Origin of the sequence: Vibrio sp. 1CM2L (assembly GCF_023161695.1) — a bacterium.
GTDB lineage: Bacteria > Pseudomonadota > Gammaproteobacteria > Enterobacterales > Vibrionaceae > Vibrio > Vibrio coralliirubri.
This window is the reverse complement of the sequence record NZ_JALNTT010000003.1, coordinates 879,137-901,167: the sequence shown is the minus strand read 5'-3', so window position 1 is coordinate 901,167 and position 22,031 is coordinate 879,137. Positions and strand designations below refer to the sequence as shown.

Sequence of the window (22,031 nt, the reverse complement as noted above, 5' to 3'; positions counted from 1 at the left end):
GCTTAGTCCAAGGTGGTAAATAGAGCAGTCTTGTCCGATGTGAACACCAAGCCAGCTTTGATAATGATTTATCGGCTGGCTTTTTACTGCCTCAAAACAAGCCAACTTAAAGAACGCTTCGATTTTAAAATCCAATTGGTATACGATGCCAACATACTGTTCTAAAAACGATTAAATGCCGTTGTTATGAAAATCGAAGATCTTAAGCTGTTTACCACCGTTGTCGAACTGGGTAGTTTTACTGCTGCTGCCAATGCACTTGACCTTCCCCGCGCTAATGTTAGCCGCAGAATTAACGACCTTGAGAAATCTCTTGGCATCCAATTGTTCTTTAGAACCACACGCAGCCTTTCCTTAACGAAATCTGGCGAGCTTTATTATAAAGAGCTACTCAATGCGTTAAGTGCGCTCGACAAAGCGAACCATATCGCCTCCAACCTATCAGAAGTTGCACACGGGCAAGTTAAGATTGGGCTGCTGCCAGAAACCAGCGACATCATGCAATCGACGCTGTTTAAATTCCAAGATATGTACCCAAAGATCGAGCTTGATATTCGAACGATCAGCAATGGTTTTGTCGATATGTACCGACAAGGGTTAGATCTCGCAATGCACGGTGGTACGTTGAGTGATGCTAATGTAGTGGCGCGCAAGGTTATGATTTTACAGCGTGTTTTTGTCGCCAGCCCTGAATTTCTAGAGAAAGAAGGCACGCCTTCAAGCTTAAGAGAGCTCACCAACTACCCCTTTGTGTGTTTTCGATGGCCAAGTGGTGACATCGACAAGCAATGGGACATCAAAGACCACATCATCAAGGTCGAGCCTTCGGTGGTGAGTGACAGTATCGGCTTCGTGATCGGTGGTGCGACACGTCACAGAGGCATCGCATTACTGCCGGAACTCTTGGTACGACAACAACTCAAAGACGGAACCTTGATTAACCTGTTCCCTGACCAGAACCTTCAACAAGAAGAAGCATGGCTACTCTACCCGCAACGCAAAGCGCTGAGTCATTCTGCTCAACTTTTGATTGATTTTCTATTACAAGAACTTCCAAATCTTTAGTTATTGTAACGAATATCATGACAGTGTTTCGCGAATAGACTAGATTATCTAAACAAAACTGAAAGATAGAATTACTCCATAAATTGACAGGAGTAATCCATGAAGCCTATATCTCAACATTCATCTGTTTTGCAGCGTTCTTCTATCTTTCAGCAGACACCTATCTTCAAATACACAGTCATTGCGCTAAGCCTAACGGCTCTGTTTGGCTGTAATGACTCTGAGGCGACGATAGCTCAAAAACAAACGCGCCCGATTCAAGTTATCCAACTTAAGCCTCTCTCTCATCAGGTTGAAAAATCGTTCACAGGCAAATTGCAGTCATCAGAAACGGCTGGCGTCGCGTTTCGTGTACCCGGCACTATTCAAAACATGATGGTCTCTGTTGGCGATTCAGTTAAGAAAGGCCAACCATTGGCACAACTCGACCCGCACGATTACCAAGTGGCATTGGAAGAATTGCAAGCCCGTTCTCTTGAAGCAAAATCCGCACACAAGCTAGCTAAAACTGAACTTGCTCGAGTGAAACAAGCCATTGCTGACAACGCGATTGCTGATGTTAATCTGGACCGCGCAATCAGCGGCTACGAAAGAAGTGAAGCGGCGGTTAAAGTGGTTGAACAAAACATACGCCGCGCAAAAGATTCGATTCGTTACACCCAACTGCTTGCGCCATTTGACGGCGTGGTCGCGGCATCTAACTTCGATCAATTTGAACAAGTTCTGCCGGGCATTCCAGTTTTCACCATCCACAACCCTGATCAGCTTGAAGTTAAAATCCAAGTACCAGAAAACTTAATTCATGAATTCCAACCGAATCAAACCGCTGGTATCAACTGGTATGGCTCAGAGGAAAAACTGATTGGGTACGCCACTGAAATTGCCACGTCTCCCCACCCTATTAAGCAGACCTACGCGGTGACTTACCATGTAGAGTCAGCCGACAAATCTGTATTACCGGGCAAAGCCGTCACACTGACGACTCAACTTGGCGAACCAACCCATAATTTCTGCTTACCGTATTCAGCGATCGTCAACCAATCGGGTATCGAGCAAGTATTCACCGTTCAAAACGAACAAGCGCATGGCGTGACTGTGGACGTGGTTTCGATGTCCCAAAATACCGTGTGTGTTGAATCTACGCTTAGCGATGGCGACTTCGTTGTGGTAAGTGGTGCTCAGTACGTCATGGAAGGCCAACACTTCTCTGATATTCAAGTTAAGAGCCTGTAGGTAAATCATGATGAATCTAGCTGATTTTGCGATCAAACAACGCACCTTCATCCTGTTTTTCACTGCATTGAGTGTTATCGCAGGCCTGTTTTCTTACTTTGATCTTGGCAAGCTCGAAGATCCAAGTTTCACCATCAAGACGGCCGTTGTAGTGACACTCTACCCCGGCGCTTCTGCAGAAGAAGTGGAGCAACAAGTCACCGATACCGTCGAAACTAAACTGCAAGAGATGGGGTCATTGAACCGACTGCGTTCACTGTCTCGTCCGGGCATGTCGATGGTGTTTGTTGACCTTAAAGAGTCTCTAAATTCAAAAGCACTACCACAAGAGTGGGACTTGTTGCGCCGTAAAGTGTCTGACATGAAGCTGTTATTGCCTTCGACGGCGCAGATCAGTGTTGTACAAGACGAATTCTCTGAAGTCTACGGCATGCTTTTCTCTATCCACAGCAGAGATGCTTCGCCTGCTGAGGTAAGACGTTACGCAGAAGAACTCCAACGTAGAATTAAAACCGTCGATGGTATTAAGAAGATTGAGTTACACGGTGTTCAGCCACGTGTTGTTCATATCGATATTCCAGACGAAAGATTGGCGCAATACGGTTTATCCATCACACAAGTTTGGTCACAGCTTAATACTCAGAACATGACCTTTGATGCGGGCAAATTTTCAGCAGGAACGGAACGAATCCGAGTTCAACAGTCGAGTGAGTTTGGTTCATTAGAAGACATCAAAAACCTGATGCTCAAAGGCGGCGTGAGTGAATTAGGAACCAGCTTAATCCGCTTAGGCGATATTGCAGACGTCACAATGGGCTACCAAGAGCCAATGATAACGGAGAACCGCTACAACGGCGTACCTGCAGTCACATTAGCGATGAGCCCAGTCACCGGCGTAAACGTGGTATCACTTGGTGATGAAATCAATCAAATCGTCAGCGATTTTCAAGCAACCCTGCCGTTAGGCGTTGATATCTCGACGGTTGCAAACCAGCCTGAAGAAGTTCAGAAATCGATCGATAACTTCGTACAAAACTTACTTGAAAGTGTCGCGATTGTGTTCATCGTCCTATCGATATTCATGGGACTAAAAAGCGCTACCATCGTCGGCTCAAGCTTACTGCTGACTATCTTGTTGACGCTTATCTACATGAACATCGCGTCAATTGATTTACACCGAGTTTCGCTAGGTACGTTCATTCTTGCGCTCGGCATGTTGGTGGATAACGCGATTGTCATCACCGATATGATGATTGTGAAAATCAACAAAGGCGTCGACCGTACTAAAGCCGCAATTGATTCTGTTAAAGAGACAGCAACACCACTCTTTGGCGCAACAGTTATCGCTATCATGGGTGCAAGCCCTGTTATCTTTTCAAAAACCGATGCCGCTGAGTTCGCAAGCTCGGTATTCCTTATCATCGCCTCTTCGTTGTTATTGTCTTGGCTCGTCGCGATGACCTTCACGGCTTTAATGTGTTGGTTCTTTATCAAGCCAAGCAAACAAGCTGACAACACCAAAGTGAGCTTATACCGTAAGAGTGTAAACTGGACGGTAGATAACCCACTCAAAGCACTAACGGGGATTATTCCGCTGATATTAGTGACGGCATTAGCTGTGCCGAGCATCGCGGTTAACTTCATTCCACAAGCTGACAGGCCCATCCTATTCCTAGACTACTGGCTACCAAATGGCGCCAAGGTTGAACAAACCTCAGAGGACATGAAGCGCATCGAACAGTGGTTGTTAGAACAGCCAGAAGTCGAGAGTATTTCAACGTACGTTGGTGCTGGTGCTCCTCGCTTCTCAGTAACCATTGAGCCAGAACCGTTTGACCCTGCTTACGGTCAGATCTTGATTAACGCGACGGATTTCCCATCACTCAGCCCGCTGATTGCGCGTGGTGACAAATGGTTAATGGAAGAGTTTCCAAACGCCGATCCTCGTTTTAGAAGCTTAAAACTTGCGACTGCCGATAAGTTCAGTGTTGAAGCGCGTTTCTCCGGCCCAGATGTCGAGGTGCTGCACGGCTTATCAGAGCAAGCAAAAGCGATCTTTGCTCGTCATCCAGACACCAAATACGTTCGTGACGACTGGCGACAAAAGAGCAAGGTATTAGAACCCGTAATCAACCAAGACAAGATGCGCCTTGCGGGTATTAACCGTGCCGACATTGCATTCGCGATGAAACGTGCGTCAGAAGGCATGCCACTGGGTCGTATGAACTTGAACGACGAGTTAGTCACGATTCAACTGCGTGGTACAGAGAGCTCAATTCAATCGCTTGAAACGCTGCCGGTTCGCTCTCTGTTGGGCATCCACAGCGTTCCACTTGGTCAAGTCATTGATGGCTTTGAGTTGACCAGTGAAGAGACCATGATTTGGCGTCGTGACCGTGTAAAAACCATCACTGCACAAGCTGGCGTTGGTCGTTACACCACTCCTGCAGCGGTAAGAAACTCGGTTAAAGAGCAAATTGAATCCATCCACCTTCCAGATGGTTACCACTTGGAATGGGGCGGCGAATATTACGACGAGCACAAAGCCGTCAGCGATATTCTTAAGCAGCTACCTAAAGCAATGCTGTTGATGGTGATTATCTTAGTGGCGATGTTTAACGGCTTCAAACAGCCAGTGATCATCTTTACCACCCTACCGCTTGCGGCGACGGGTGCAACATTCAGCTTATTGCTGTTGGATAAACCATTCGGATTCATGGCATTGATTGGCGCTGTAACCTTGACCGGTATGATCATCAAGAACGGCATTGTATTGATGGACCAAATCGAGCTTGAACGTAAAAACGGTCGCTCACTGTCTGATGCAATCAAAGAAGCAACCGTGAACCGCACAATGGCGATCTCAATGGGCGCGCTCACCACAGCACTTGGCATGATCCCGCTGCTTAGTGACCTGCTATTTGACCAGATGGCGGCAACCATTATCGGTGGTTTGGCTGCAGCAACCGTGTTGTCTCTGTTTGTAATGCCTGCGCTGTACAAACTTTTCTATCGAACTGAAGAAAAAAAGACGGTAGCGGAAGCCATTAAAGACGCCGTGATCGTGCTTGATGCAACACCTCAGTCTACAAACAGCGGCACTACAACCTCATTCAACAAGGAGCAATAAACATGTATCCATTAACGAAGTTTAAAGTGGCTCCTATTGCTCTTGCCTTGTTGCTGACAGGTTGTGCGGTTGGCCCCGATGACGAAGAACCACAAACGACCATGGCTGAGACCTTCTTATATAGCCAAGGTGATGTGAACCAAGACGGCGTGAGCCAAAACGAACAGCACAATCATTGGTGGACACAGTTCAATGACCCTACGCTCAATCAGTTAGTGGCCGATGTTCAAAACCAGAACATCCCACTTAAACTGGCCGCCGAGCGAATCAACATGGCGACCTCATACAAAAGCGTTGTTGAATCATTCAAAGTCCCGACCATCAATGTCGGTGGCGGATATTACAACTACCAACTGAGTGAAAACGACTCCCTACTCGGCCCGGTATTTGGCGCCTCTGATGCGGTTGAATCAGCAACGGGGATGTCGTTGCTGGAAGCGCAACACGATGGCGGGTTCTTAGGTGCAAGCATCGCATGGGAAATGGACTTGTTTGGACGTATCGATAAGCAATCCAACGCGGCGACGATTCGAGTTGAACAAGCCGAGATATTCCAATCGGGTTTGAATACCTTGATCACCGCCGATGTCATTCACAACTACCTGCAATATCGTGGCGCTCAAGAGCGAAAAACGATCGCACTAGAGAACATTGCCGACCAAAAGCAGACTTTAGAATTGGTCACCAAAGTGGTTCGCAGCGGCTACGGCTCTGAGTTAGATCTTGCTCAAGCCAAAGCCATGCTTGCCGCGACTGAATCCATTGTTCCTCAACTTGAAATCGCAGAGCAAGTACACAAACAACGCATGGCAGTCTTATTAGGCGAGTCGCTTAAGAACGTAAACCAACGTTTAGCGGGTGAATTTACCTTGCCGCGAATGAACGATGTGATCCCGACAGGCTTACCTTCTGACTTGTTAGAACAACGCCCAGACATCCGAATTGCAGAGCGTGAAATGGCAGCCATTAACGAAGAACTCGGCGCAAGCATTGCCAATCGCTACCCAAAGTTCTTCCTAACAGGCTCACCAGGTGTGACTGCGGGAAGTTTTGATGACCTATTCAGTAGCGACTCGTTCGGTTGGGCGGCCTCTGCAGGCATCAGTTGGAATGTATTCGATGGTGGCCGAGGTGAAGCCTTGGTGGAAATGAACGAAGCAAGGTTCCGTTCTGCTGCGCTTAACTACCAACACTCGGTAGACAGCGCCTTTGCAGAAGTCGATTCAAGCTTGTTTGCCTATGGCCGCAGCCAAGAAAACCAAAAGCGCATCGATGAAGCCACCCTCGCCGTCGATAACGCAGTGAGCAAGGCAAAGTCACTCTATAAAGCGGGCCTAGTCGATTACTTATCGGTGTTAGATGCACAAAGACAACAAAAATCGATGCAAGATCGCCAAGTAGCCGCCAAGCTTCAAACCGCCAACACCACGATTGCCGTGTATAAAGCCTTAGGTGGCGATTGGAAAGTCGCGAATGAAACGCAGAGTGTTGAATTAGCTCACGCTAACTAGGCTCTCTGCTTTATGTTCTCAGCTGAATAATGCAATAAGCATAATAAAAAATACCGCCGTTGATTACGGCGGTATTTTTATGAACTGGTTAGCTGGTAGATGAGTTTACCAACGAGATAATCCGTTACTTTATATCGTTACGCTTCGCCCACTCTTGTAAGGCATCACCCATAGTCAATCCTGTCGCATTGTTCATCCACTGCATAAAATCACGGTCAAATTTAAACTCTTCGCCAAGCTTGGACTTAAAATATCGACGCACGTTCTGAGTCGTTTTGTAGCTTTCCGTTATGACGGTACTGTCATCAATCTGATTCTTGTGCCAATCAACCTTTTCCATGGTTTATTCTCTTCCTGTCATATCAATGCATGCACTACGCGTTTCGAGGGCCAAACATAATAATCGCCATACCGAGTAGTGCTACTGAACCACCGACCAGATCCCACGTTGTCGGCTTTTCGCCATCAACAAGCCACAGCCATATCAGGGCAACAGAAATATACACACCGCCATAGGCCGCATAAACACGCCCTGTCGCGGTAGGATGAAGCGTCAATAACCAAGCAAACAACGCGAGACTTATCGCAGCAGGAATCAATAACCAAATGCTCTTGTCTTCTCTCAACCAAAGATAAGGTAGATAACACCCTACAATCTCGGCGACCGCCGTCAGTACAAAAAGACCGACCGTTTTAAATTCAATCACAACTTACCTTTATCTGTTTAAATGAGAATACACTGTTAATACTTAAGCTTTGCTAATACCTTGGCTTTGTTAACCCCTAAGCTCTGTTAACGCTTAACCCCGTCACCACTTACGCCCAACAGACCAAGCCTTCACTAAACGCATGTTCAGTATTTTTTGATATTTCCGAAGCTTATCTGTTTGATAACCTTGTCTCATTCACTACAAGAGTGAGCGACAAATGATTCATATATCCCAAGTACTAACGTTAGTCGAAAAGCAGCTTAAGTGCTTACAACCTAAGGAAGCCGTGCACTTTAAAACGTACAAAAGAGACCGTGGCTTTCTGCTTTATTGCCTTGGTGACACACAGTTTCAGATCATTGAAACTGGTTATCACAACCATACATTTACTGGTGATGTAGCAAGCACTCGAAAACACGTTAAGAAAGTTTTGAAACGAGAGTTTCCTAGAAGCAATAAGGTTTGGGTTGAGTACTATCAAGCTGTCGATGATCCATCCAACATCAACAGCTCACACACACCACAGATGCCCCTATTTTAGTTTCAATGGAACATAACGTTGGTTAGACAAATGCTACTTTGGCGCTTCTGACTCTGTAAAATTGGTTTTAAAAGTGAAGGCATACGGCGTATCACCGATTTCTCTGAGGTGTTCAAGTCGCTCAATCGCTTCTTCGAGTGTGGGAATATGGTCTTCTTCGATCCACCAAAGAACATAAGTATCTTCAGGTAAACGATGAAACCAATCCCCCTTTCGGCGCATGAAATCACGGTGATGTGTGCGGAACATGAAGTTCTTTAACGAATCCACAGAGTCCCACACCGACATGTTCACGATCATATTAGGATCATCGAAAGCTTGGATGTTGGTGGCGTCACCAGATTCATCTTTCAGACGCCAAACGAACCCTTCACTGCTTTCTGCAATTCCATTAACCAACTCTAAGTTATCGACAAACTCTTTGATTTCTGGCGCATCTAACGGGTATTTTGCCAGAGCGATATTCAACTGAGCTAATTTCATAACGTTTCTTCCTTGATAAATCATGAGTAATAAGCGACGTTTTGTTAGGCGTTCTTACTCAAGTAAACCCTAACAAATCCAAACTCTTCGTCGGTTTCTTCCCTATCAATCGACCAACCATTTTTCAGATAAAACTGAATCGCTTGCTCATTTCCTTTGAATGTTTCAAGACGATAATGTTGATGGCCTAATGTGCTCATCTCGTTCTCAACATGCTTGAGAAGAGCCGCACCGAAGCCTGAACGTTGAATGTTCGGGGAAACCATTAAGATATGTACGAAGTCATTTTCAAACGCACAATAACCTTGAATCTGATTATTTGATTCAAGCACGACACAATTTGAGAGTTGTTTCTCAACTTCTTTATCAGACTCACCACTGTTGATGAACCAATCCACACCTTCGTCGCCCAAAAACGAACGGTAACAAGCGTTGATTGTGTCTCTCGCTAGCTCTTGGATTGACGCTAAATCAGATGCTTGGGCTTTTCTAATATTTTCCATATAAGCTTCTTGTTCTCACGAATAACGCTTCACTCAATAGTGAGCAACGCGACTACTTTACCTAAAATATGGTGCCGTAAACACTAAAGTTGAATCAAACTGGTGAGCTTAAGCATTGGGGATGAATGTAAACGCAGATATGGCTTGAGTTAGGGATTAGAAATTAAGCACTGAGAGCTCAGAGTTAATAATTAAGAGTTAAGACGAGAAAGCTTATATTTATAGAAAACCACGGGACTTTCATCAGAGGCTTGCTCAACAAAACCTAGCTTATTAAGTAAGTGTGTAGAGGCTATGTTTGAACGGTCGACACCGCCAATCAGTGTTAACCATGACTCCGTTTTTGCGACTTCTGTGATGAAACTCTGCAATAACTCACTTGCTAAACCTTTGCCCCAAAACTCTTCTGCAAGCAAGTAGCCAATATTAGCATCACTTTCCTCTTCCACATAAGCAAACAGAAAACCAATCAATTGATTATCGTGGGTTTTCACTTGAAGTAAGCGGCTCTCCGACAACATTCGGTCGAGCCAAATTTCAGCCAGTTCACCTGACACAATACCGTGAAAGTATGGTGGAAGGTTTTCAACTACTGATGGTGTTAGAATGTCAGGTACTCGCTCAAGCAGAGCCGAACGTTCAGGAACAGCAAGTTCACCTGCAACTTCTTCTACTTTTAGTCTTTGAGTTTCAAACGAGATCGCCATGTGTCCTGCCTAATTCGATAAAAATGTGGATTATACACCTGAGTTCTCGTATTGGCTTCGTTTCCAAACCAAAGCAAACTAAAGAACAGCCACGCCTTCAACTTCAATCACAGAGTTCACATTAGCGCGTTCGATTATCTTGAGTAACGTCGTTTGGATTAGTTCATTATCTCGGATTTCGGTTTCACAAGAAAAACGTTCTTCTTGGACACCATCGCCCTCACCCAGCATAAATTGAACTGCGACTTCCGTTGCGAGATCTTTGGTCGTTCCGTAGTACGCTAACGTGATTTTTGGGTATCCGTGGTCGCCTTTTTTAACCTGCTTTGCGATACGTTTCTTGGCTTTATCTAAATTCATACAACTTCCTTTTAAGTTTGAAATACAAGGTGACTAGAACACCTTTTTAAACGGTAAGCAATACAATCAGCGTTGGTTATAGAGATTCCCTAGCCTCTTGATACTAATCAAGATGGTACAGTCTTAGCACTTTAAAGAGTGCTAGCTAGAACACAGAAAACCTGTTTAAGAAATATAATGACAGCGCGTAAGAGTTACGCGCCAAGAAGCGGTAGATGTTTTCGTTGTTGATAAGTTAAGGCTAACTCTAAGCACTGCTTGATTGGTGCTTTGGGAAGTGGTTCTGTTAGGTTCAAGACGATTGCCCGATTACCTTGAAATACCAATGTGCCATCGTGCAATTCTCTGAATGTGTCGATTAGCTTCGTTTGACAGTTAAAGAACAAGAAATAGTTGTTTGGCGATTTTAATTTCCAATCGATTCGAATTGGACTGCCCGTCTTAACGTTGTAACTTGGTTCGCCCCATTTCAGAGACTCTTCGACTTCACCTAGTTCCAAATCAGAGCAAAGCTCAAAGATTAATGAACGCAACTCTTCAAGCCGAGTTCGAACATCATCAGGATACTCGTCAAAATGTGTTTTGATTGCTTTGTCCATTGAACCTCCGATTTACTTGTTGCGATATTAAAGTGTACTCACTTAAAGCATAGAACCTTAAACATTAGCCCAACTCAGAACAAAAAATGCCATGCCTAATAAATCATTTTTCGGTTATCTGTTCGTTAGCGGTTTTCAAGGCCAGCTTTAAACCGTCCGTATCCTTACAACCAATGTAAACATGCTTTCCATTGTTTAGGCTTAACTTCAGCGCTGAACCTATAGATGCATTATACAACCAGCCATCGCTCAGCATTCGGATACCAATACCTTGATACCACTTGCTTTGATAGAACGATGTCTCTGTAATGTCTGACACTTCTACATTCTTACGCCAAACACCAAAGCCGAAATACCAGCTTAGTACATTGTGTTTGACCTCAATGGTCATGGAGAAAAAGAGCAAAGCAATTAAACCATTGATGGCATGAGCAATTAATGTCCCGAAGTTATTATCAGAGGTAACGACAATGAAAGCACTTATCGCAACAAGGATGAGCAGCAATCCCTTGTTGAATTCCTTACTATAAAACACAGCGACAACTCCTATAGACAACGAACAACCCACTAACTAGCCAACAGTTATCTTACTGCAGCCTTTCTAAATAATCGTAGCAAGTAATGCAGGCATACTCCCACAACCAAACCAAGTAGCATCGCCTTGATACTACCAACCCAAAGTATCAAACCAGAATAACCTTGTCCCGGACCTAAGCCTTGTTTATTAATCACATCGACGAACATAAATCCGTTCCACAGCACATGCAGTGACGCGGTAAATCCATGCACACAAATTGCAACGGTTCCAAGTAACTTGTGCCTGTTAATGACAGGTGCGCCACAAAAGATGACAACAAGCGCAAAGGTCAAAATCAGAGGGCCAGACAGTACTAAAGTGAGTGTGATTACTTCAACGTGGCTCTCTGTTCCATAACTGTATGTACAAAATACCATTGTCATTGAAAACAAAAGCGAAATGAGTGCGAACCATAGCGTTCTATTCATTGGGGTTCCCTGCCTTAATAGTGGGTTTAGGACAAATTCGATAATCGACAGGAAGAACTAATTACCAAAAATACGGCATGAGAAATGCCCTTGCTACACTACTATTCGATGGACGACTCAGACTTTCATAAACCCAATGTAACGTAAGACTTAGAACACAAGCTAGATAACAAAAACACTTCTCACTTGCGCGCCTGACTGCATACCTTATTGAGCTTCCTGTTGAACCCAAATAACATTTTCGTTTGAAGTTGGAACCTCAAACCAAGACCAAAACAGATCTAACATTTCAGGTGTCATTTCATAAGACTTACCATTGAGTTCCGAGTTACGATTAAATGCTCTCTGCTTGCAAGTCTCAAAGGGAACATCAAGGTAGTGAACTTCGCTGTCCACACCTAGGTTTGATGCCCAGCTTGTAAAAGAATCCCGATCAGACTTACGCCAAAAACCAAAGTCAAAAATCACCGGAACACCCAAGGAAAAGAGCTGAATTGCAGACTCCTTGAATAAACCTTGTAACGTAGCCAGCCGGCGATCAAAAACTTCACGCTCCATATGCTCGCCATACAAAGGAATCATCCACTCATCAATCGAGAAACGAAAGGCCCCATGCTTTTCTGCAAGTGCTTTAGAGTAAGTCGTTTTACCCGAACCGATAAAGCCACACACGAAATAGATTTTAGTCATGATGCCCCATTAGTCTGCTTGTTACGCATGATTCTTTCTTTTAGAAGTGTACCAATACTGCTCACTACAAACGTAAAAGCAAACGCCACAAGTGGTCGATAGAAATCAAACGCACCATCCGTCATAAAAAAGTACTGATGAATGGCAACACCAAAGCCAACCCCTAATGCCAGCTTCAAGTTCTTGAAAAGTCGTTGTTTCATGTTCATTCCCTCGTAGAAAGCAACACTATGTATAGGTGTGAGTGACGTTATGGCCGAACCCTCTGTGACATAAACGCTTTAAAGCCAAGTAAGTCGAAACTGCAAAGCGTTGGGAATTCATCTTGAGCGGTTGTTAGGCAAATTTCGTTTCGCGCGCCATTTCCTGAAAAGTTTGCCCATTGAGATCGAAATCTTTTGTATATTTAAAGCCTGCTTTATTGGTATGAGCAGCAAAAGAACGAGCATTGTCTTTATGCACGTACGTGTAAACGTAAGAAAATTTAGAACTTCTTACTTCACAACTAAACCGAAACAACTTCTCAAACACACCTTGACCACGACAAGCCTTACCCACACAGACAGGTCCCCAAAAGTATGAATTAGAAGAGCTTAGTTGGGTACACCCAACTACCACTGAACCAAGCTTGTTCGCCACAGAAGTGAGTCCTTCTGAACATTCCCAGAACTTCCATGAAGCACAAGCAGCCATCGCTACTATCGTATTGTTGAGTTCAGCAACATATATAGCCTGCTCTTGCTCGATAACTTGAGTTAGAAGCACTTCGTCCATCACTGTATTTAAGAAACCATCGCATTTATCAGATTCATCCAAGTTAGATACATGACAAGATTTCTGTAGTTCTACGATTTGACTGATGTCCTCAAGTTTTGCAGCTCTTATTTCCATGACTTCCTCTGTTGAATATTTCTTCTTTTTGCCTAACGCGAAGTTAATCCGCCACAACGCTGATGGCACTACAATTCGCGAAGCGAGAGTGCCATGCGTTAGAGGTCGGCTTGAACGCCTTGTTATGTGACTATTAAAACATCGAGTTATTATTGGCTGACTCTTTCGGGACCACTTGAATTGAATCCCAATGCTCGACTATTTTTCCATTTGAATCGAAACGGAAAAAGTCCATCGTTACGTACTCTTCACCAGCAGGCCATGTTTGCCTTGTATGCAAAGCTACCTGATCACCTTCAGCAATAATTCTCAAAAACTCTATATCCTTTTTTGGATAGTCCCGAGACATTTCTTCAAAGTAATCTATAAAGCCCTGCTTACCATCAGCAACAACTGGGTTGTGCTGGATATAATCATCACCAACATACAACTCTACTGCTTTAGCTGGATCACCCATGTAAGCAGTTCTATAAAAAGCTATAGCATTGTCTTTGTTTTGTCTAAGTTGATTCGTCATAGCAGCCTCATGAAGGGAAGTTTCACACTAACAATATGAGATATCGAGTGCTTTCGCCAGCGATGGATTAACGCTTGTCACATAATGAATGACACGGATTCCCCCTACCGAGGATCTGCCACACTTATGTGGTACTTAAATGCATCGGAGGCACCATGTCTGATTATTCTTATTTCTGCGGTATCGATCTAGCTAAAAACCACTTCAGTCTTCATGCCGAAGACCCAAATGGTAAGGTCATACTCACTCACAAGTCGGTAACCCGTTCTAAACTACTGACTACAATAGCAAATATGAATTCATTGGTGTCGCTCTAATAACACGCGAAAGTGGGCGCCACAAAGGTAAGCGCGTAATCCAAAGCGACTTATGCTCGACTTTGCGTTGCAGGGGAGCCTAAGAAAGTCGCAACAATCGCGTGGGTACGAAAGATAGTTGTGGCACTTAATTCTATGCTGAGAGATGGCGCCATGTGGGATGAAAACACAACCAAAAATTAATCAATGACGCCATAGTCGTTTGTTATATGCAAATATCACCGGTGTCTTCTTCGACATATGGAAACATACCCGGTAATACAATAACAGCGTAATCATATAAGTTCCTATGAACAGGTCGCCCTTTAAGTTCATCAAGATCAAACAAGTTATCGACATACAATTGATGCAACATTTCATTTGTAAATTCAAAGTCAAAGCTATGTGCCAGCTTATTTCGAAAGTTGTTTAGCTTTTTCAGCGACCCTCGAATATCCGGCATTAGAACAGGCACGTCTTTCTCAAGTTCAAAAGCTGATACTAACTCTAATTTCTTGGCGTAATTCAGCCTCATTTTCAAGATGGCGTCCGCTTTCTCCTCAAATATTAACCGAATCAGCTCATCAAGCATATTTTCAGATAGTAGATGAATACTTAAGACTAAACTCAATGGATCCGATAACTGAGATAGCTTTTGAATTGCAGGACGAAAATGTTTGTACCTTAGCTGAACAATCTCTTTTTCTTTGAAGTTTTGTAGCATTATTACCCCTTGCATATAACGCCAAGCTAAGCTGTGAGCGAAAGTGTGCCAAAATTAGAGCGAAGCGAAAATGGCACGCGTTCGCGAATCAGACTTAAGCGCCTTGTTATGTGTGTTTTATTATATGCTTAAATTACGGACTTTGATTCGTTTACGTGACTAGTCAGGCTTGAAATTATCGCTTGCTCATTTGGTGAGCAAAATCGGCTAATATTTCATCATCAAACCCTTCATCATACAGGGATTCCATACCAGATCTGACTTCAGGCTCAAGCGCTTGAGTCATACCTTCCAATACAGAGTCTTCATTTCCCATAACTGCACTTTCTAACCAAGCATCAAAATAGGTTTCTATAACTTCTTCTTTGACCCTTTCCCACCACTTGTCACCTGAGGCAGGGTGAATACCCTTAAATAAATAACCAACTCGATCACCGTTGTCATAGGTAATTAAGTGTATGTTCCCTACAATTGGGTTTGGGTAGTTTTGCTCCATAAAAGACTTCCAAGCTTCTAAGTCACCTTTTATTCCTAAAGGAGCACTAATCCATTTTATTTTACTCATATGTATCCATATTTAAATGCTACACGTAATTCAACCGAGTAGTTTAAGTTTTACCTAAGCACATAACGCCCTGTTAAGGTGTGAGCAACGCAATACAAGAGCCTCCGCAAGACCAAAATCAACGCACAACAAAAATGCCACGCGTTGCGAATCACTCTTAAAAAGTTTGTTAGGCGAAGTTTTCTACAATTACATATGGTCTGGCAATTGATATTTTCCCCTCAAACTGTCGACTATAAAACGAGCGTTGTACGAGAAACCATCTGGCTTTTGGAGAAAACAGGCAATTGTTTTCGATACTCTCGGCTTAGATGTTTTAATCGTATCTCCTCCTGTTACTGTAGATGAAGTAGTACCGAATGTATTGGCATTAAACTCGCCATAATTCCCATAGTCGTATAAAGAGCCTTGGGTTGTAGAAAAAGTATTAGTCGTAACATAAGTTGGCGTAGTAAAACTACCGGTTTGTGAATATTGCTGGCCATCTAAAATTACAAAGTATTTACAACCATTTTCTAAACTAATTTCTGCACTACGAAGTAAAGCAAAGTCATTAGCTGTCTCCCTACTCGTGAAGGCGTTCCCTTTAAATGTTATCGCAAAAACATTGTTATCTAGCTGTGTAGAAGAGAAGCCACCGCTTAATCCTTGGGGCTGGTATGCTGTTGCACACCCACTAAGCGCGACAACAATGGCAAGAGCTATTATTTTTTTCACATGAACTCCTTGAAAAGACAAAATAACTGCAAGTGTAGTTGGGAGTATGCAGATACTTGCACTTGATAAGTTTAATAAAGATAATTAACTCTTGAATACTAAGGCAAACGTTACAAAAAACTCTACGTAGCAATTTAATATTGCATATTTCGCCTAACGCCCTGTTAAGGTGTGAGCGATGCAATACCGATGCTTCCGCATGACACCTTAAACACAGAACGCAACGCATATCAAAAATGCCAAGCATTGCGAATCACTCTTAAACAGATTGTTATGCAACTAGAGTTAAGATCATCGCTGTACCAACAACGATAACGCCTGCTATCACAACAATTTGTTTAGCAACAAAAAATGGCTTAATCATTCTGTAAGACCACCACTTTCTACTATATTGAAAGTCGCTCTCTGCCAGCGCTTTTTGAGCAGCAAAATAGCCTGCAACATATTGGAGATAGTGAAGAAGTATCGAAACCACACCGCAAATTGACGCAATAAGAAATAGTGACTTATGTTCCAATAACAACTTTGCGAAATCGGACTTAGAACTAAACAATGTGTAAGTTAAAGCTACTAAGCCAAATGCGACATACAGTGTAAGTTCGCTGATTTTCTCCGAACGCTTTACTTTGTCCTCGATCCTTTTTTCTTCAGTCATTATTTACGTATGCCTTTAATAAACTCGCCAGGATCATTTGTTTTATCTGGATCAGATGAGTCTTTCCCAACACGCCGAACATTCGATCTTAGCTTTTCACTAGCTTTAAAGGTTGGTCTAGCTCCGAAATATCCCTTTGCAGAAGCCTGAGTATGTCTGTGAACTTTACCCGCTTGTGCCGTTCCTTTCGCAGAAAAATGACCGAAACCTTTTAGTTTTACATCATCACCAGATTTAAGTTGGTCTGAGATTACGCCAAGCGTAATTTCAACTATTCTTCTTGCTTCTGCTTGAGAAATCCCCGCTTTTCTCGCAACTTCTCTTATTACTTCGTTTTTATTCACGGACTTACCTTTTCCTTAGTTGCATAACGCCCAATGAAGGGGTGAACAACGCCTCCACCCAACCTAAAGCATTGTGCTATAAACACTATATTTGAAGTAGAAGCAAAAATGCCAAGCGTTGTGAATCCCTCTTAAATTACTTGTACGGGAACTCATCAGCTTCATATAGAGTTAAATCACTACCGTCTTCAATACTGACTTCGGTGAATTCAATAATAGCCTTCTTAGTTTGATCGTAAGAAAACGCAATGGAAGTATTATAAGTTTCATCAAAAGTCATTTCTGCTGTGAAGGCAGGAATATAAGCATACTCTTTATCTACACCATCCCAAATTGCATGCTCATAGTCTTCTCCTGATATATCTGCCGAGATATTGAACGATACTTGGAGAGAAACATATGCATTATGATCATCCACTTCTATTACGTGAATATCATCGATGTTGATTCGATTTATCCCAACCCTTGTAACTTCAGCATAATTTCTTCCCTCAAAGACAAAGCCAGAGTTCATGAACTCTTCAGATACAACCTCCTCTATCCACGATAGGTCTTTGTCGATACACTCATGAACTACAGAGGTTAGTAGCTGTTCCGCTTGGTTGTATATTTCGAGAAACTCAGAGATAGTTTTAAGGCTATGGCACTGCTCTGATATCTCGCAGTAACCGATCAAATCACCATCACCGCTGATGACGTAAACCTGCTGCTCATTGGCATCAAGCCAAGCTTGTAGGCTCAATAACGATATTGCATCAGGAAACTCATCTTTTTTCTTCCCTTCACTAAATGGGAACTTAGCGCCAAAGTACCTTGAAACTAGCTCTTTTACACTGCATTGGTCTGCATCCAATACCGTTACGTTACTTTGAAACAAAAACAAGTTCCAACCAGCGTGGACTTGATCCTGTATTAACTTGTCATTGAAATCTTTCAGGGCTTCAGCAAGTTCATTAGGTACACCGCTTTCAATAAATGCCAGATCCTTAGTAAATCGATTTTTCGAAATGATGATCTGGTCACTTTTGTCATTCAGCTTACTTTCAACTTCACCTTTAACTATCTCGGAGATATAGATATTGATTAAGGAGTACTCTCCTAGCTTCGATAGTTTTTTCAGCACACCCGAATCAAAGCGAAAGCCCTGCTGCATGAATGACTGTGTGTCTATGAATACGTTCCTAGTTTGCATAATATCCTTACTTATTCGTAGGAGCCTGAAAGTAATTTAACAGCTATTAGACCGAAAATTCTGCATTTAAATACAGAATCATTCTATCTAGTTTCATATGGGCGGAACTCTACCACGATTAATCACAGCATTTCAGTGACTTAAAACATAGATAAACTCATTGAATGATAAATGCAGAATATTTCCATATAGTATGAATTTTGTAAAAACCCCGACTGACTGGATATAAACACAGCGTTCCACAGATACCCCAAAACACAAAAAAGCCTGCCATTTATGCGAACATAAATGGCAGGCTTTATACGTTAGTTAAGCTTGTGAATGGCTAGCTTATGCGGCTTCGAATGCCAGGGCTTTCTTCTCTACCTGACGGAAGATCAGCGTTAATACGCCGTTTACTGCTAGGTAGAATGCACCTGCAATACCGAACACGGTGAGCGTGTCGTAGGTTTGGCCGTTAATACGCTGTGCGTAGCCCATCAAGTCCATAATGGTGATGGTGCTTGCCAATGACGTGCCTTTGAAGACTAGAATCACTTCGTTCGAGTAAGCTGGAACGGCGCGACGTAGTGCGTATGGCAGTAACACTTTAAGCGTTGCTACTTTGTCCATGCCAAGTGCGCGACACGCTTCCCACTGCCCTGCTGGAATCGCGTTGAATGCGCCTCTGAACAGTAGCGTGCTGTATGCGGCGGTGTTCAAAGCTAATGCTAACATTGCACAGAACCAAGGTTGGCTTAACCAAGTCCACATGAAGCTTTCACGAATCCAATCGAACTGACCCGGGCCGTAATACACCAAGAAGATTTGCACCAATAATGGTGTGCCAGTGAACAACGTGATGATGCCACGTGTTAACCAGTGAATCGCCGGTATTCTTAGGATTAGCGTTACCGTCATCAGCAGTGACAAGATACAACCAACCAGCAATGAAGCGCCTGTAAGTTGAAGACTGGTCACTAAGCCTTCAAGCATTTGAGAGAGGTATTGTTGATTCATGCCATTGCCCCTTTGTTACCCAAACCTTGAATAGAGAACTTACCATCAATCACTTTTACCAATCTTTGTGTGATTAAAGTGATGACCAAGTAGATTGCTGCTGCTGTCGCGTACCAAGTAAATGCTTCGTGCGTTGCCGCTGATGTTAGTTGTGCTTGTTTCAGCAAATCTGTTACGCCAATCAGCGATACTAATGCAGTGTCTTTCAGTAACACTAACCATTGGTTGGTTAGCCCTGGTAGTGCGTGTCTTACCGCTTGAGGTAACACGATACGAAAGAATGCACGAGACTGAGAAATACCAAGCGCGCTTGCTGCTTCTCTCTGCCCTTTGCTTACTGCTTTTAATGCACCACGCAAGGTTTGCGAAGCGTAAGAAGCAAAGATAAGTGACAGTGCAACAACACCAGATAAGAACGGGCTCACTTCTATGAAGTCGCCAGTGATCATAAACAGAACTTGTGTCGAACCAAAGTAGATAAACAGTACGACCAGAATTTCTGGTAAACCACGAACAATCGTCACAAATGCAGTCGTTGGCCATTTGATTGCAATACGACGAGACATCTCACCACTTGCAAACAAAACTGCTAGAACCAATCCAACCAATAGGCTTACGAACGCAAGCTGAACAGTCATCCAGCTTGCTTCGACGAGCCCTAAAGAGTAACCCGTTAATTCCATAAATTACTTACCGAAGTACTTGTTGAAGATCTTGTCGTATTCGCCGTTTGCTTTTACTGCTGCAAGTGCAACGTTAAGCTGGTCTACAAGTTCTTGGTTGCTCTTGTTTACTGCGATGCCAAAGCCGTTACCGAAGTACTCTTGGTTTGTTACTTGGTCGCCAACGTACGTTAGGTTGTCTTCTTTCTTGAACCATTCTGCTACAACGGCTGTGTCACCGAATACAGAATCAATACGACCGTTTTTCATGTCGATGAATGCATCTTGGTAGCTTGAGTAAGGTACCGCTGTTACGCCAGTCATTTGCTCAAGCAGGAAGCTCTGGTGAGTAGAACCGTTTTGAACACCAACACGCTTACCTTCTAGTGCTGCTTGGTCTGCTACTTTGCCTTCGAAAGAGATGAATGCTGCAGAGTTATCGTAGTAAGCGTTAGAGAAGTTCACTTGTTGAAGACGCGCTTCAGTGATGTCCATTGCCGAGATAGCGGCATCGTAACGTTTGAATTTAAGTGCAGGGATCAAGCTATCGAATGCTTGGTTGTGGAAAGTACATGTCGCTTTCATCTCTTCACAAAGTGCGTTTGCTAGGTCTACATCAAAACCTTGAATTTGGTTGTTCTCATCCATGTATTCGAATGGTGCGTAAGTTGCTTCCATTGCGAATTTGATTTCTTCTTGAGCTGCTGCGTTGAAAGAAGCAAGGCCGATAAGTGAAGCTAGTAGAATCTTTTTCATTTTGTTACTCCGAATACGTGTAATAGTGGCCTGCGGCCATTCTTATAATTTGATTGTTTTAATTGATGTTGTGTTTAGCTAAATCCAGTGAGTTAACTTTTTAATCAGTAACTTACTTAATGAGTCAAATACTCGGCAAACTCAGGTGTCTGCGGATTAACGAATGAATCGCTGGTGCCGTGTTCAACGATGTACCCTTTCTCTAGGTACAGAACGTGGCTAGCAATCTTCTTCGCGAAATCGACTTCGTGCGTCACGACCACTTGGGTAATGCCCGTTCCGCTCAATTCTTTAATAATGCTCACGACTTGGTTGGTGATCTCAGGATCAAGCGCCGCTGTTGGTTCATCAAACAACAACACATCCGGTTTCATCATCAGCGCACGTGCAATCGCAACACGCTGTTGTTGACCGCCAGACAGTTGAAGTGGCCAAGCGTCTGCTTTGTCGGCAAGTTGAAGTGTCTTTAGGACTTCTTGAGCTTGCTTAATCGCTTCTTGCTTATCCAAACCCGCAACTTTGGTTGGCGCTTCAATCAAGTTGTCCATCACCGTCATGTGTGGCCATAAGTTGTATTGCTGGAACACCATGCCGACTTTACGACGAAGTTTAAGCCCCTGCTTCTCTTGGATTTGGCTTGAGAAATCGAATTGCTCGTTCGCAATGTCTAATTCGCCGTTGTCCGCAATTTCTAGCAGGTTCAATACACGCAGTAATGAACTCTTGCCCGCGCCGCTTGGGCCAAGCAATACCAAGGTTTCGCCGCTCTCACAGTCGAAACTGATGTCGTGAAGAACTTGGGTATCACCGTATGATTTGTTGATGCTCTTTACTTGAATACTCATGCCACAATACTGCATTAATTGTCATTTGTTGGTTATTCTATTCAATCCGAGGTTTTATGCAAGAAAAATGTATAAAAAACTACTTTGTTGAATTTTTGTAACAAATATTGCGCAAAAAACAGTCGCTATAACTGGTCTTACAACCAAAATCCGCAAGTCATTGATAAAGCTAATATCGAGACAAAAAGCAATCGTTTTGCTATCAATTTATAAATCATCGCTCGATTACTAACTTATGAGCACACTCTCCTGTTAACACCAATTTACTTGCATAAAAATTAGGGTTAAACACCCTGCTTTCCTATCACACTGGCTGGATCAAAATGCTTAG

28 protein-coding genes and 2 pseudogenes are annotated in these 22,031 nt (G+C 43.3%); 7 read left to right on the top strand and 23 right to left on the bottom strand.

Annotated elements, in window-relative coordinates; genetic code table 11:
* Positions 1-186: 186 nt before the first annotated feature.
* From MSG34_RS14240 to MSG34_RS14225, 4 genes are all read left to right on the top strand, one after another.
* Positions 187-1,065 carry a LysR family transcriptional regulator gene (locus MSG34_RS14240; RefSeq protein ID WP_048611092.1) on the top strand — a complete coding sequence of 293 codons (879 nt, stop codon included), beginning with the start codon at positions 187-189 and terminating at the stop codon, positions 1,063-1,065.
* 99 nt (positions 1,066-1,164) lie between these two features.
* A complete protein-coding gene (locus tag MSG34_RS14235; protein ID WP_248338061.1) occupies positions 1,165-2,298 on the top strand; it encodes an efflux RND transporter periplasmic adaptor subunit in 1,134 nt (377 codons plus the stop codon).
* A 10-nt stretch (positions 2,299-2,308) separates the two neighbouring features.
* A complete protein-coding gene (locus MSG34_RS14230) occupies positions 2,309-5,428 on the top strand; it encodes an efflux RND transporter permease subunit (protein WP_248338196.1) in 3,120 nt (1,039 codons plus the stop codon).
* Positions 5,429-5,430: 2 nt separating this feature from the next.
* Positions 5,431-6,939: an efflux transporter outer membrane subunit gene (locus MSG34_RS14225; protein WP_248338059.1), complete on the top strand. Its 1,509-nt coding sequence runs from the start codon at positions 5,431-5,433 to the stop codon at positions 6,937-6,939.
* 124 nt (positions 6,940-7,063) lie between these two features.
* On the opposite strand, the gene MSG34_RS14220 is transcribed toward MSG34_RS14225, so the two are convergent.
* Together MSG34_RS14220 and MSG34_RS14215 are read right to left on the bottom strand one after the other, a co-directional pair.
* Complete coding sequence (locus MSG34_RS14220; RefSeq protein ID WP_048612037.1) at positions 7,064-7,279, bottom strand: DUF6434 domain-containing protein; 216 nt, start codon at positions 7,277-7,279, stop codon at positions 7,064-7,066.
* 34 nt (positions 7,280-7,313) lie between these two features.
* Positions 7,314-7,646, bottom strand: a complete 333-nt coding sequence (locus MSG34_RS14215; RefSeq protein ID WP_004733816.1) for a YnfA family protein — start codon at positions 7,644-7,646, stop codon at positions 7,314-7,316.
* A gap of 220 nt (positions 7,647-7,866) precedes the next feature.
* Here MSG34_RS14215 and MSG34_RS14210 point away from each other — a divergent pair, with 220 nt between their 5' ends.
* Positions 7,867-8,190, top strand: coding sequence for a hypothetical protein (locus MSG34_RS14210; protein WP_248338057.1), 324 nt, complete (start codon positions 7,867-7,869; stop codon positions 8,188-8,190).
* A 33-nt stretch (positions 8,191-8,223) separates the two neighbouring features.
* Here MSG34_RS14210 and MSG34_RS14205 read toward each other — a convergent pair whose 3' ends face one another.
* The 11 genes from MSG34_RS14205 to MSG34_RS14155 form a co-directional block, all read right to left on the bottom strand.
* Positions 8,224-8,673: a DUF3291 domain-containing protein gene (locus tag MSG34_RS14205; RefSeq protein ID WP_017080506.1), complete on the bottom strand. Its 450-nt coding sequence runs from the start codon at positions 8,671-8,673 to the stop codon at positions 8,224-8,226.
* A gap of 44 nt (positions 8,674-8,717) precedes the next feature.
* Positions 8,718-9,176, bottom strand: a complete 459-nt coding sequence (locus MSG34_RS14200; protein WP_050645146.1) for a GNAT family N-acetyltransferase — start codon at positions 9,174-9,176, stop codon at positions 8,718-8,720.
* A gap of 191 nt (positions 9,177-9,367) precedes the next feature.
* Positions 9,368-9,883, bottom strand: coding sequence for a GNAT family N-acetyltransferase (locus MSG34_RS14195; RefSeq protein ID WP_248338055.1), 516 nt, complete (start codon positions 9,881-9,883; stop codon positions 9,368-9,370).
* A 78-nt stretch (positions 9,884-9,961) separates the two neighbouring features.
* Positions 9,962-10,243, bottom strand: coding sequence for a hypothetical protein (locus MSG34_RS14190; RefSeq protein ID WP_061017995.1), 282 nt, complete (start codon positions 10,241-10,243; stop codon positions 9,962-9,964).
* 194 nt (positions 10,244-10,437) lie between these two features.
* Complete coding sequence (locus MSG34_RS14185; RefSeq protein WP_248338053.1) at positions 10,438-10,842, bottom strand: DUF1801 domain-containing protein; 405 nt, start codon at positions 10,840-10,842, stop codon at positions 10,438-10,440.
* A 103-nt stretch (positions 10,843-10,945) separates the two neighbouring features.
* Positions 10,946-11,377 carry a hypothetical protein gene (locus MSG34_RS14180; protein ID WP_248338050.1) on the bottom strand — a complete coding sequence of 144 codons (432 nt, stop codon included), beginning with the start codon at positions 11,375-11,377 and terminating at the stop codon, positions 10,946-10,948.
* 47 nt (positions 11,378-11,424) lie between these two features.
* Positions 11,425-11,847: a hypothetical protein gene (locus MSG34_RS14175; RefSeq protein ID WP_248338048.1), complete on the bottom strand. Its 423-nt coding sequence runs from the start codon at positions 11,845-11,847 to the stop codon at positions 11,425-11,427.
* A gap of 207 nt (positions 11,848-12,054) precedes the next feature.
* Positions 12,055-12,537: an ATP-binding protein gene (locus tag MSG34_RS14170; RefSeq protein WP_248338045.1), complete on the bottom strand. Its 483-nt coding sequence runs from the start codon at positions 12,535-12,537 to the stop codon at positions 12,055-12,057.
* The gene (locus tag MSG34_RS14165; RefSeq protein WP_248338043.1) at positions 12,534-12,740 is read right to left on the bottom strand and encodes a hypothetical protein; all 207 of its coding nucleotides are present in this window, start codon (positions 12,738-12,740) and stop codon (positions 12,534-12,536) included. Before MSG34_RS14165 ends, MSG34_RS14170 begins: the two co-directional genes overlap by 4 nt.
* A gap of 133 nt (positions 12,741-12,873) precedes the next feature.
* Positions 12,874-13,428, bottom strand: coding sequence for a GNAT family N-acetyltransferase (locus MSG34_RS14160; RefSeq protein ID WP_248338041.1), 555 nt, complete (start codon positions 13,426-13,428; stop codon positions 12,874-12,876).
* 133 nt (positions 13,429-13,561) lie between these two features.
* Positions 13,562-13,945, bottom strand: a complete 384-nt coding sequence (locus MSG34_RS14155) for a nuclear transport factor 2 family protein (RefSeq protein ID WP_059019760.1) — start codon at positions 13,943-13,945, stop codon at positions 13,562-13,564.
* A gap of 155 nt (positions 13,946-14,100) precedes the next feature.
* Here MSG34_RS14155 and MSG34_RS14150 point away from each other — a divergent pair.
* Both MSG34_RS14150 and MSG34_RS14145 read left to right on the top strand, forming a co-directional pair.
* Positions 14,101-14,241 (top strand): annotated as a pseudogene (locus tag MSG34_RS14150) (IS110 family transposase); the annotation flags it as partial.
* 5 nt (positions 14,242-14,246) lie between these two features.
* Positions 14,247-14,445, top strand: a pseudogene (locus MSG34_RS14145) (IS110 family transposase); the annotation flags it as partial.
* A gap of 22 nt (positions 14,446-14,467) precedes the next feature.
* Here MSG34_RS14145 and MSG34_RS14140 read toward each other — a convergent pair.
* The 10 genes from MSG34_RS14140 to artP form a co-directional block, all read right to left on the bottom strand.
* A complete protein-coding gene (locus tag MSG34_RS14140; protein WP_248338039.1) occupies positions 14,468-14,965 on the bottom strand; it encodes a hypothetical protein in 498 nt (165 codons plus the stop codon).
* A gap of 175 nt (positions 14,966-15,140) precedes the next feature.
* Positions 15,141-15,530, bottom strand: coding sequence for a hypothetical protein (locus tag MSG34_RS14135; RefSeq protein ID WP_248338037.1), 390 nt, complete (start codon positions 15,528-15,530; stop codon positions 15,141-15,143).
* A 189-nt stretch (positions 15,531-15,719) separates the two neighbouring features.
* On the bottom strand, positions 15,720-16,247 hold the full coding sequence (locus MSG34_RS14125) for a hypothetical protein (RefSeq protein WP_248338035.1): 528 nt from the start codon (positions 16,245-16,247) through the stop codon (positions 15,720-15,722).
* A 271-nt stretch (positions 16,248-16,518) separates the two neighbouring features.
* Positions 16,519-16,902 (bottom strand): hypothetical protein, encoded by a 384-nt coding sequence (locus MSG34_RS14115; RefSeq protein ID WP_248338033.1) that lies wholly within the window; start codon positions 16,900-16,902, stop codon positions 16,519-16,521.
* On the bottom strand, positions 16,902-17,246 hold the full coding sequence (locus MSG34_RS14110) for an HU family DNA-binding protein (protein WP_248338031.1): 345 nt from the start codon (positions 17,244-17,246) through the stop codon (positions 16,902-16,904). Before MSG34_RS14110 ends, MSG34_RS14115 begins: the two co-directional genes overlap by 1 nt.
* A 136-nt stretch (positions 17,247-17,382) precedes the next feature.
* Positions 17,383-18,438, bottom strand: a complete 1,056-nt coding sequence (locus tag MSG34_RS14105; RefSeq protein ID WP_248338029.1) for a PIN domain-containing protein — start codon at positions 18,436-18,438, stop codon at positions 17,383-17,385.
* Between the two features lie 330 nt (positions 18,439-18,768).
* Positions 18,769-19,437, bottom strand: coding sequence for an arginine ABC transporter permease ArtM (gene artM / locus MSG34_RS14100; RefSeq protein WP_102450899.1), 669 nt, complete (start codon positions 19,435-19,437; stop codon positions 18,769-18,771).
* Positions 19,434-20,120: an arginine ABC transporter permease ArtQ gene (gene artQ, locus MSG34_RS14095; RefSeq protein WP_017061822.1), complete on the bottom strand. Its 687-nt coding sequence runs from the start codon at positions 20,118-20,120 to the stop codon at positions 19,434-19,436. The genes artM and artQ overlap by 4 nt, the downstream gene beginning before the upstream one ends.
* Before the next feature lie 3 nt (positions 20,121-20,123).
* Entirely contained in the window at positions 20,124-20,855 is a 732-nt protein-coding gene (locus MSG34_RS14090) for a lysine/arginine/ornithine ABC transporter substrate-binding protein (RefSeq protein ID WP_016795731.1), read from the bottom strand.
* Positions 20,856-20,971: 116 nt separating this feature from the next.
* Positions 20,972-21,700 (bottom strand): arginine ABC transporter ATP-binding protein ArtP, encoded by a 729-nt coding sequence (artP, locus tag MSG34_RS14085; protein ID WP_282449707.1) that lies wholly within the window; start codon positions 21,698-21,700, stop codon positions 20,972-20,974.
* Positions 21,701-22,031: the final 331 nt, after the last annotated feature.

Coding starts and splice junctions, on each gene's coding strand:
- MSG34_RS14240 (WP_048611092.1), top strand. CDS start 187: ATGAAAATCGAAGATCTTAAGCTGTTTACCACCGTTGTCGAACTGGGT.
- MSG34_RS14235 (WP_248338061.1), top strand. CDS start 1,165: ATGAAGCCTATATCTCAACATTCATCTGTTTTGCAGCGTTCTTCTATC.
- MSG34_RS14230 (WP_248338196.1), top strand. CDS start 2,309: ATGAATCTAGCTGATTTTGCGATCAAACAACGCACCTTCATCCTGTTT.
- MSG34_RS14225 (WP_248338059.1), top strand. CDS start 5,431: ATGTATCCATTAACGAAGTTTAAAGTGGCTCCTATTGCTCTTGCCTTG.
- MSG34_RS14220 (WP_048612037.1), bottom strand. CDS start 7,279: ATGGAAAAGGTTGATTGGCACAAGAATCAGATTGATGACAGTACCGTC.
- MSG34_RS14210 (WP_248338057.1), top strand. CDS start 7,867: ATGATTCATATATCCCAAGTACTAACGTTAGTCGAAAAGCAGCTTAAG.
- MSG34_RS14205 (WP_017080506.1), bottom strand. CDS start 8,673: ATGAAATTAGCTCAGTTGAATATCGCTCTGGCAAAATACCCGTTAGAT.
- MSG34_RS14200 (WP_050645146.1), bottom strand. CDS start 9,176: ATGGAAAATATTAGAAAAGCCCAAGCATCTGATTTAGCGTCAATCCAA.
- MSG34_RS14195 (WP_248338055.1), bottom strand. CDS start 9,883: ATGGCGATCTCGTTTGAAACTCAAAGACTAAAAGTAGAAGAAGTTGCA.
- MSG34_RS14190 (WP_061017995.1), bottom strand. CDS start 10,243: ATGAATTTAGATAAAGCCAAGAAACGTATCGCAAAGCAGGTTAAAAAA.
- MSG34_RS14185 (WP_248338053.1), bottom strand. CDS start 10,842: ATGGACAAAGCAATCAAAACACATTTTGACGAGTATCCTGATGATGTT.
- MSG34_RS14175 (WP_248338048.1), bottom strand. CDS start 11,847: ATGAATAGAACGCTATGGTTCGCACTCATTTCGCTTTTGTTTTCAATG.
- MSG34_RS14170 (WP_248338045.1), bottom strand. CDS start 12,537: ATGACTAAAATCTATTTCGTGTGTGGCTTTATCGGTTCGGGTAAAACG.
- MSG34_RS14165 (WP_248338043.1), bottom strand. CDS start 12,740: ATGAAACAACGACTTTTCAAGAACTTGAAGCTGGCATTAGGGGTTGGC.
- MSG34_RS14160 (WP_248338041.1), bottom strand. CDS start 13,428: ATGGAAATAAGAGCTGCAAAACTTGAGGACATCAGTCAAATCGTAGAA.
- MSG34_RS14155 (WP_059019760.1), bottom strand. CDS start 13,945: ATGACGAATCAACTTAGACAAAACAAAGACAATGCTATAGCTTTTTAT.
- MSG34_RS14140 (WP_248338039.1), bottom strand. CDS start 14,965: ATGCTACAAAACTTCAAAGAAAAAGAGATTGTTCAGCTAAGGTACAAA.
- MSG34_RS14135 (WP_248338037.1), bottom strand. CDS start 15,530: ATGAGTAAAATAAAATGGATTAGTGCTCCTTTAGGAATAAAAGGTGAC.
- MSG34_RS14115 (WP_248338033.1), bottom strand. CDS start 16,902: ATGACTGAAGAAAAAAGGATCGAGGACAAAGTAAAGCGTTCGGAGAAA.
- MSG34_RS14105 (WP_248338029.1), bottom strand. CDS start 18,438: ATGCAAACTAGGAACGTATTCATAGACACACAGTCATTCATGCAGCAG.
- artM (WP_102450899.1), bottom strand. CDS start 19,437: ATGAATCAACAATACCTCTCTCAAATGCTTGAAGGCTTAGTGACCAGT.
- artQ (WP_017061822.1), bottom strand. CDS start 20,120: ATGGAATTAACGGGTTACTCTTTAGGGCTCGTCGAAGCAAGCTGGATG.
- MSG34_RS14090 (WP_016795731.1), bottom strand. CDS start 20,855: ATGAAAAAGATTCTACTAGCTTCACTTATCGGCCTTGCTTCTTTCAAC.
- artP (WP_282449707.1), bottom strand. CDS start 21,700: ATGAGTATTCAAGTAAAGAGCATCAACAAATCATACGGTGATACCCAA.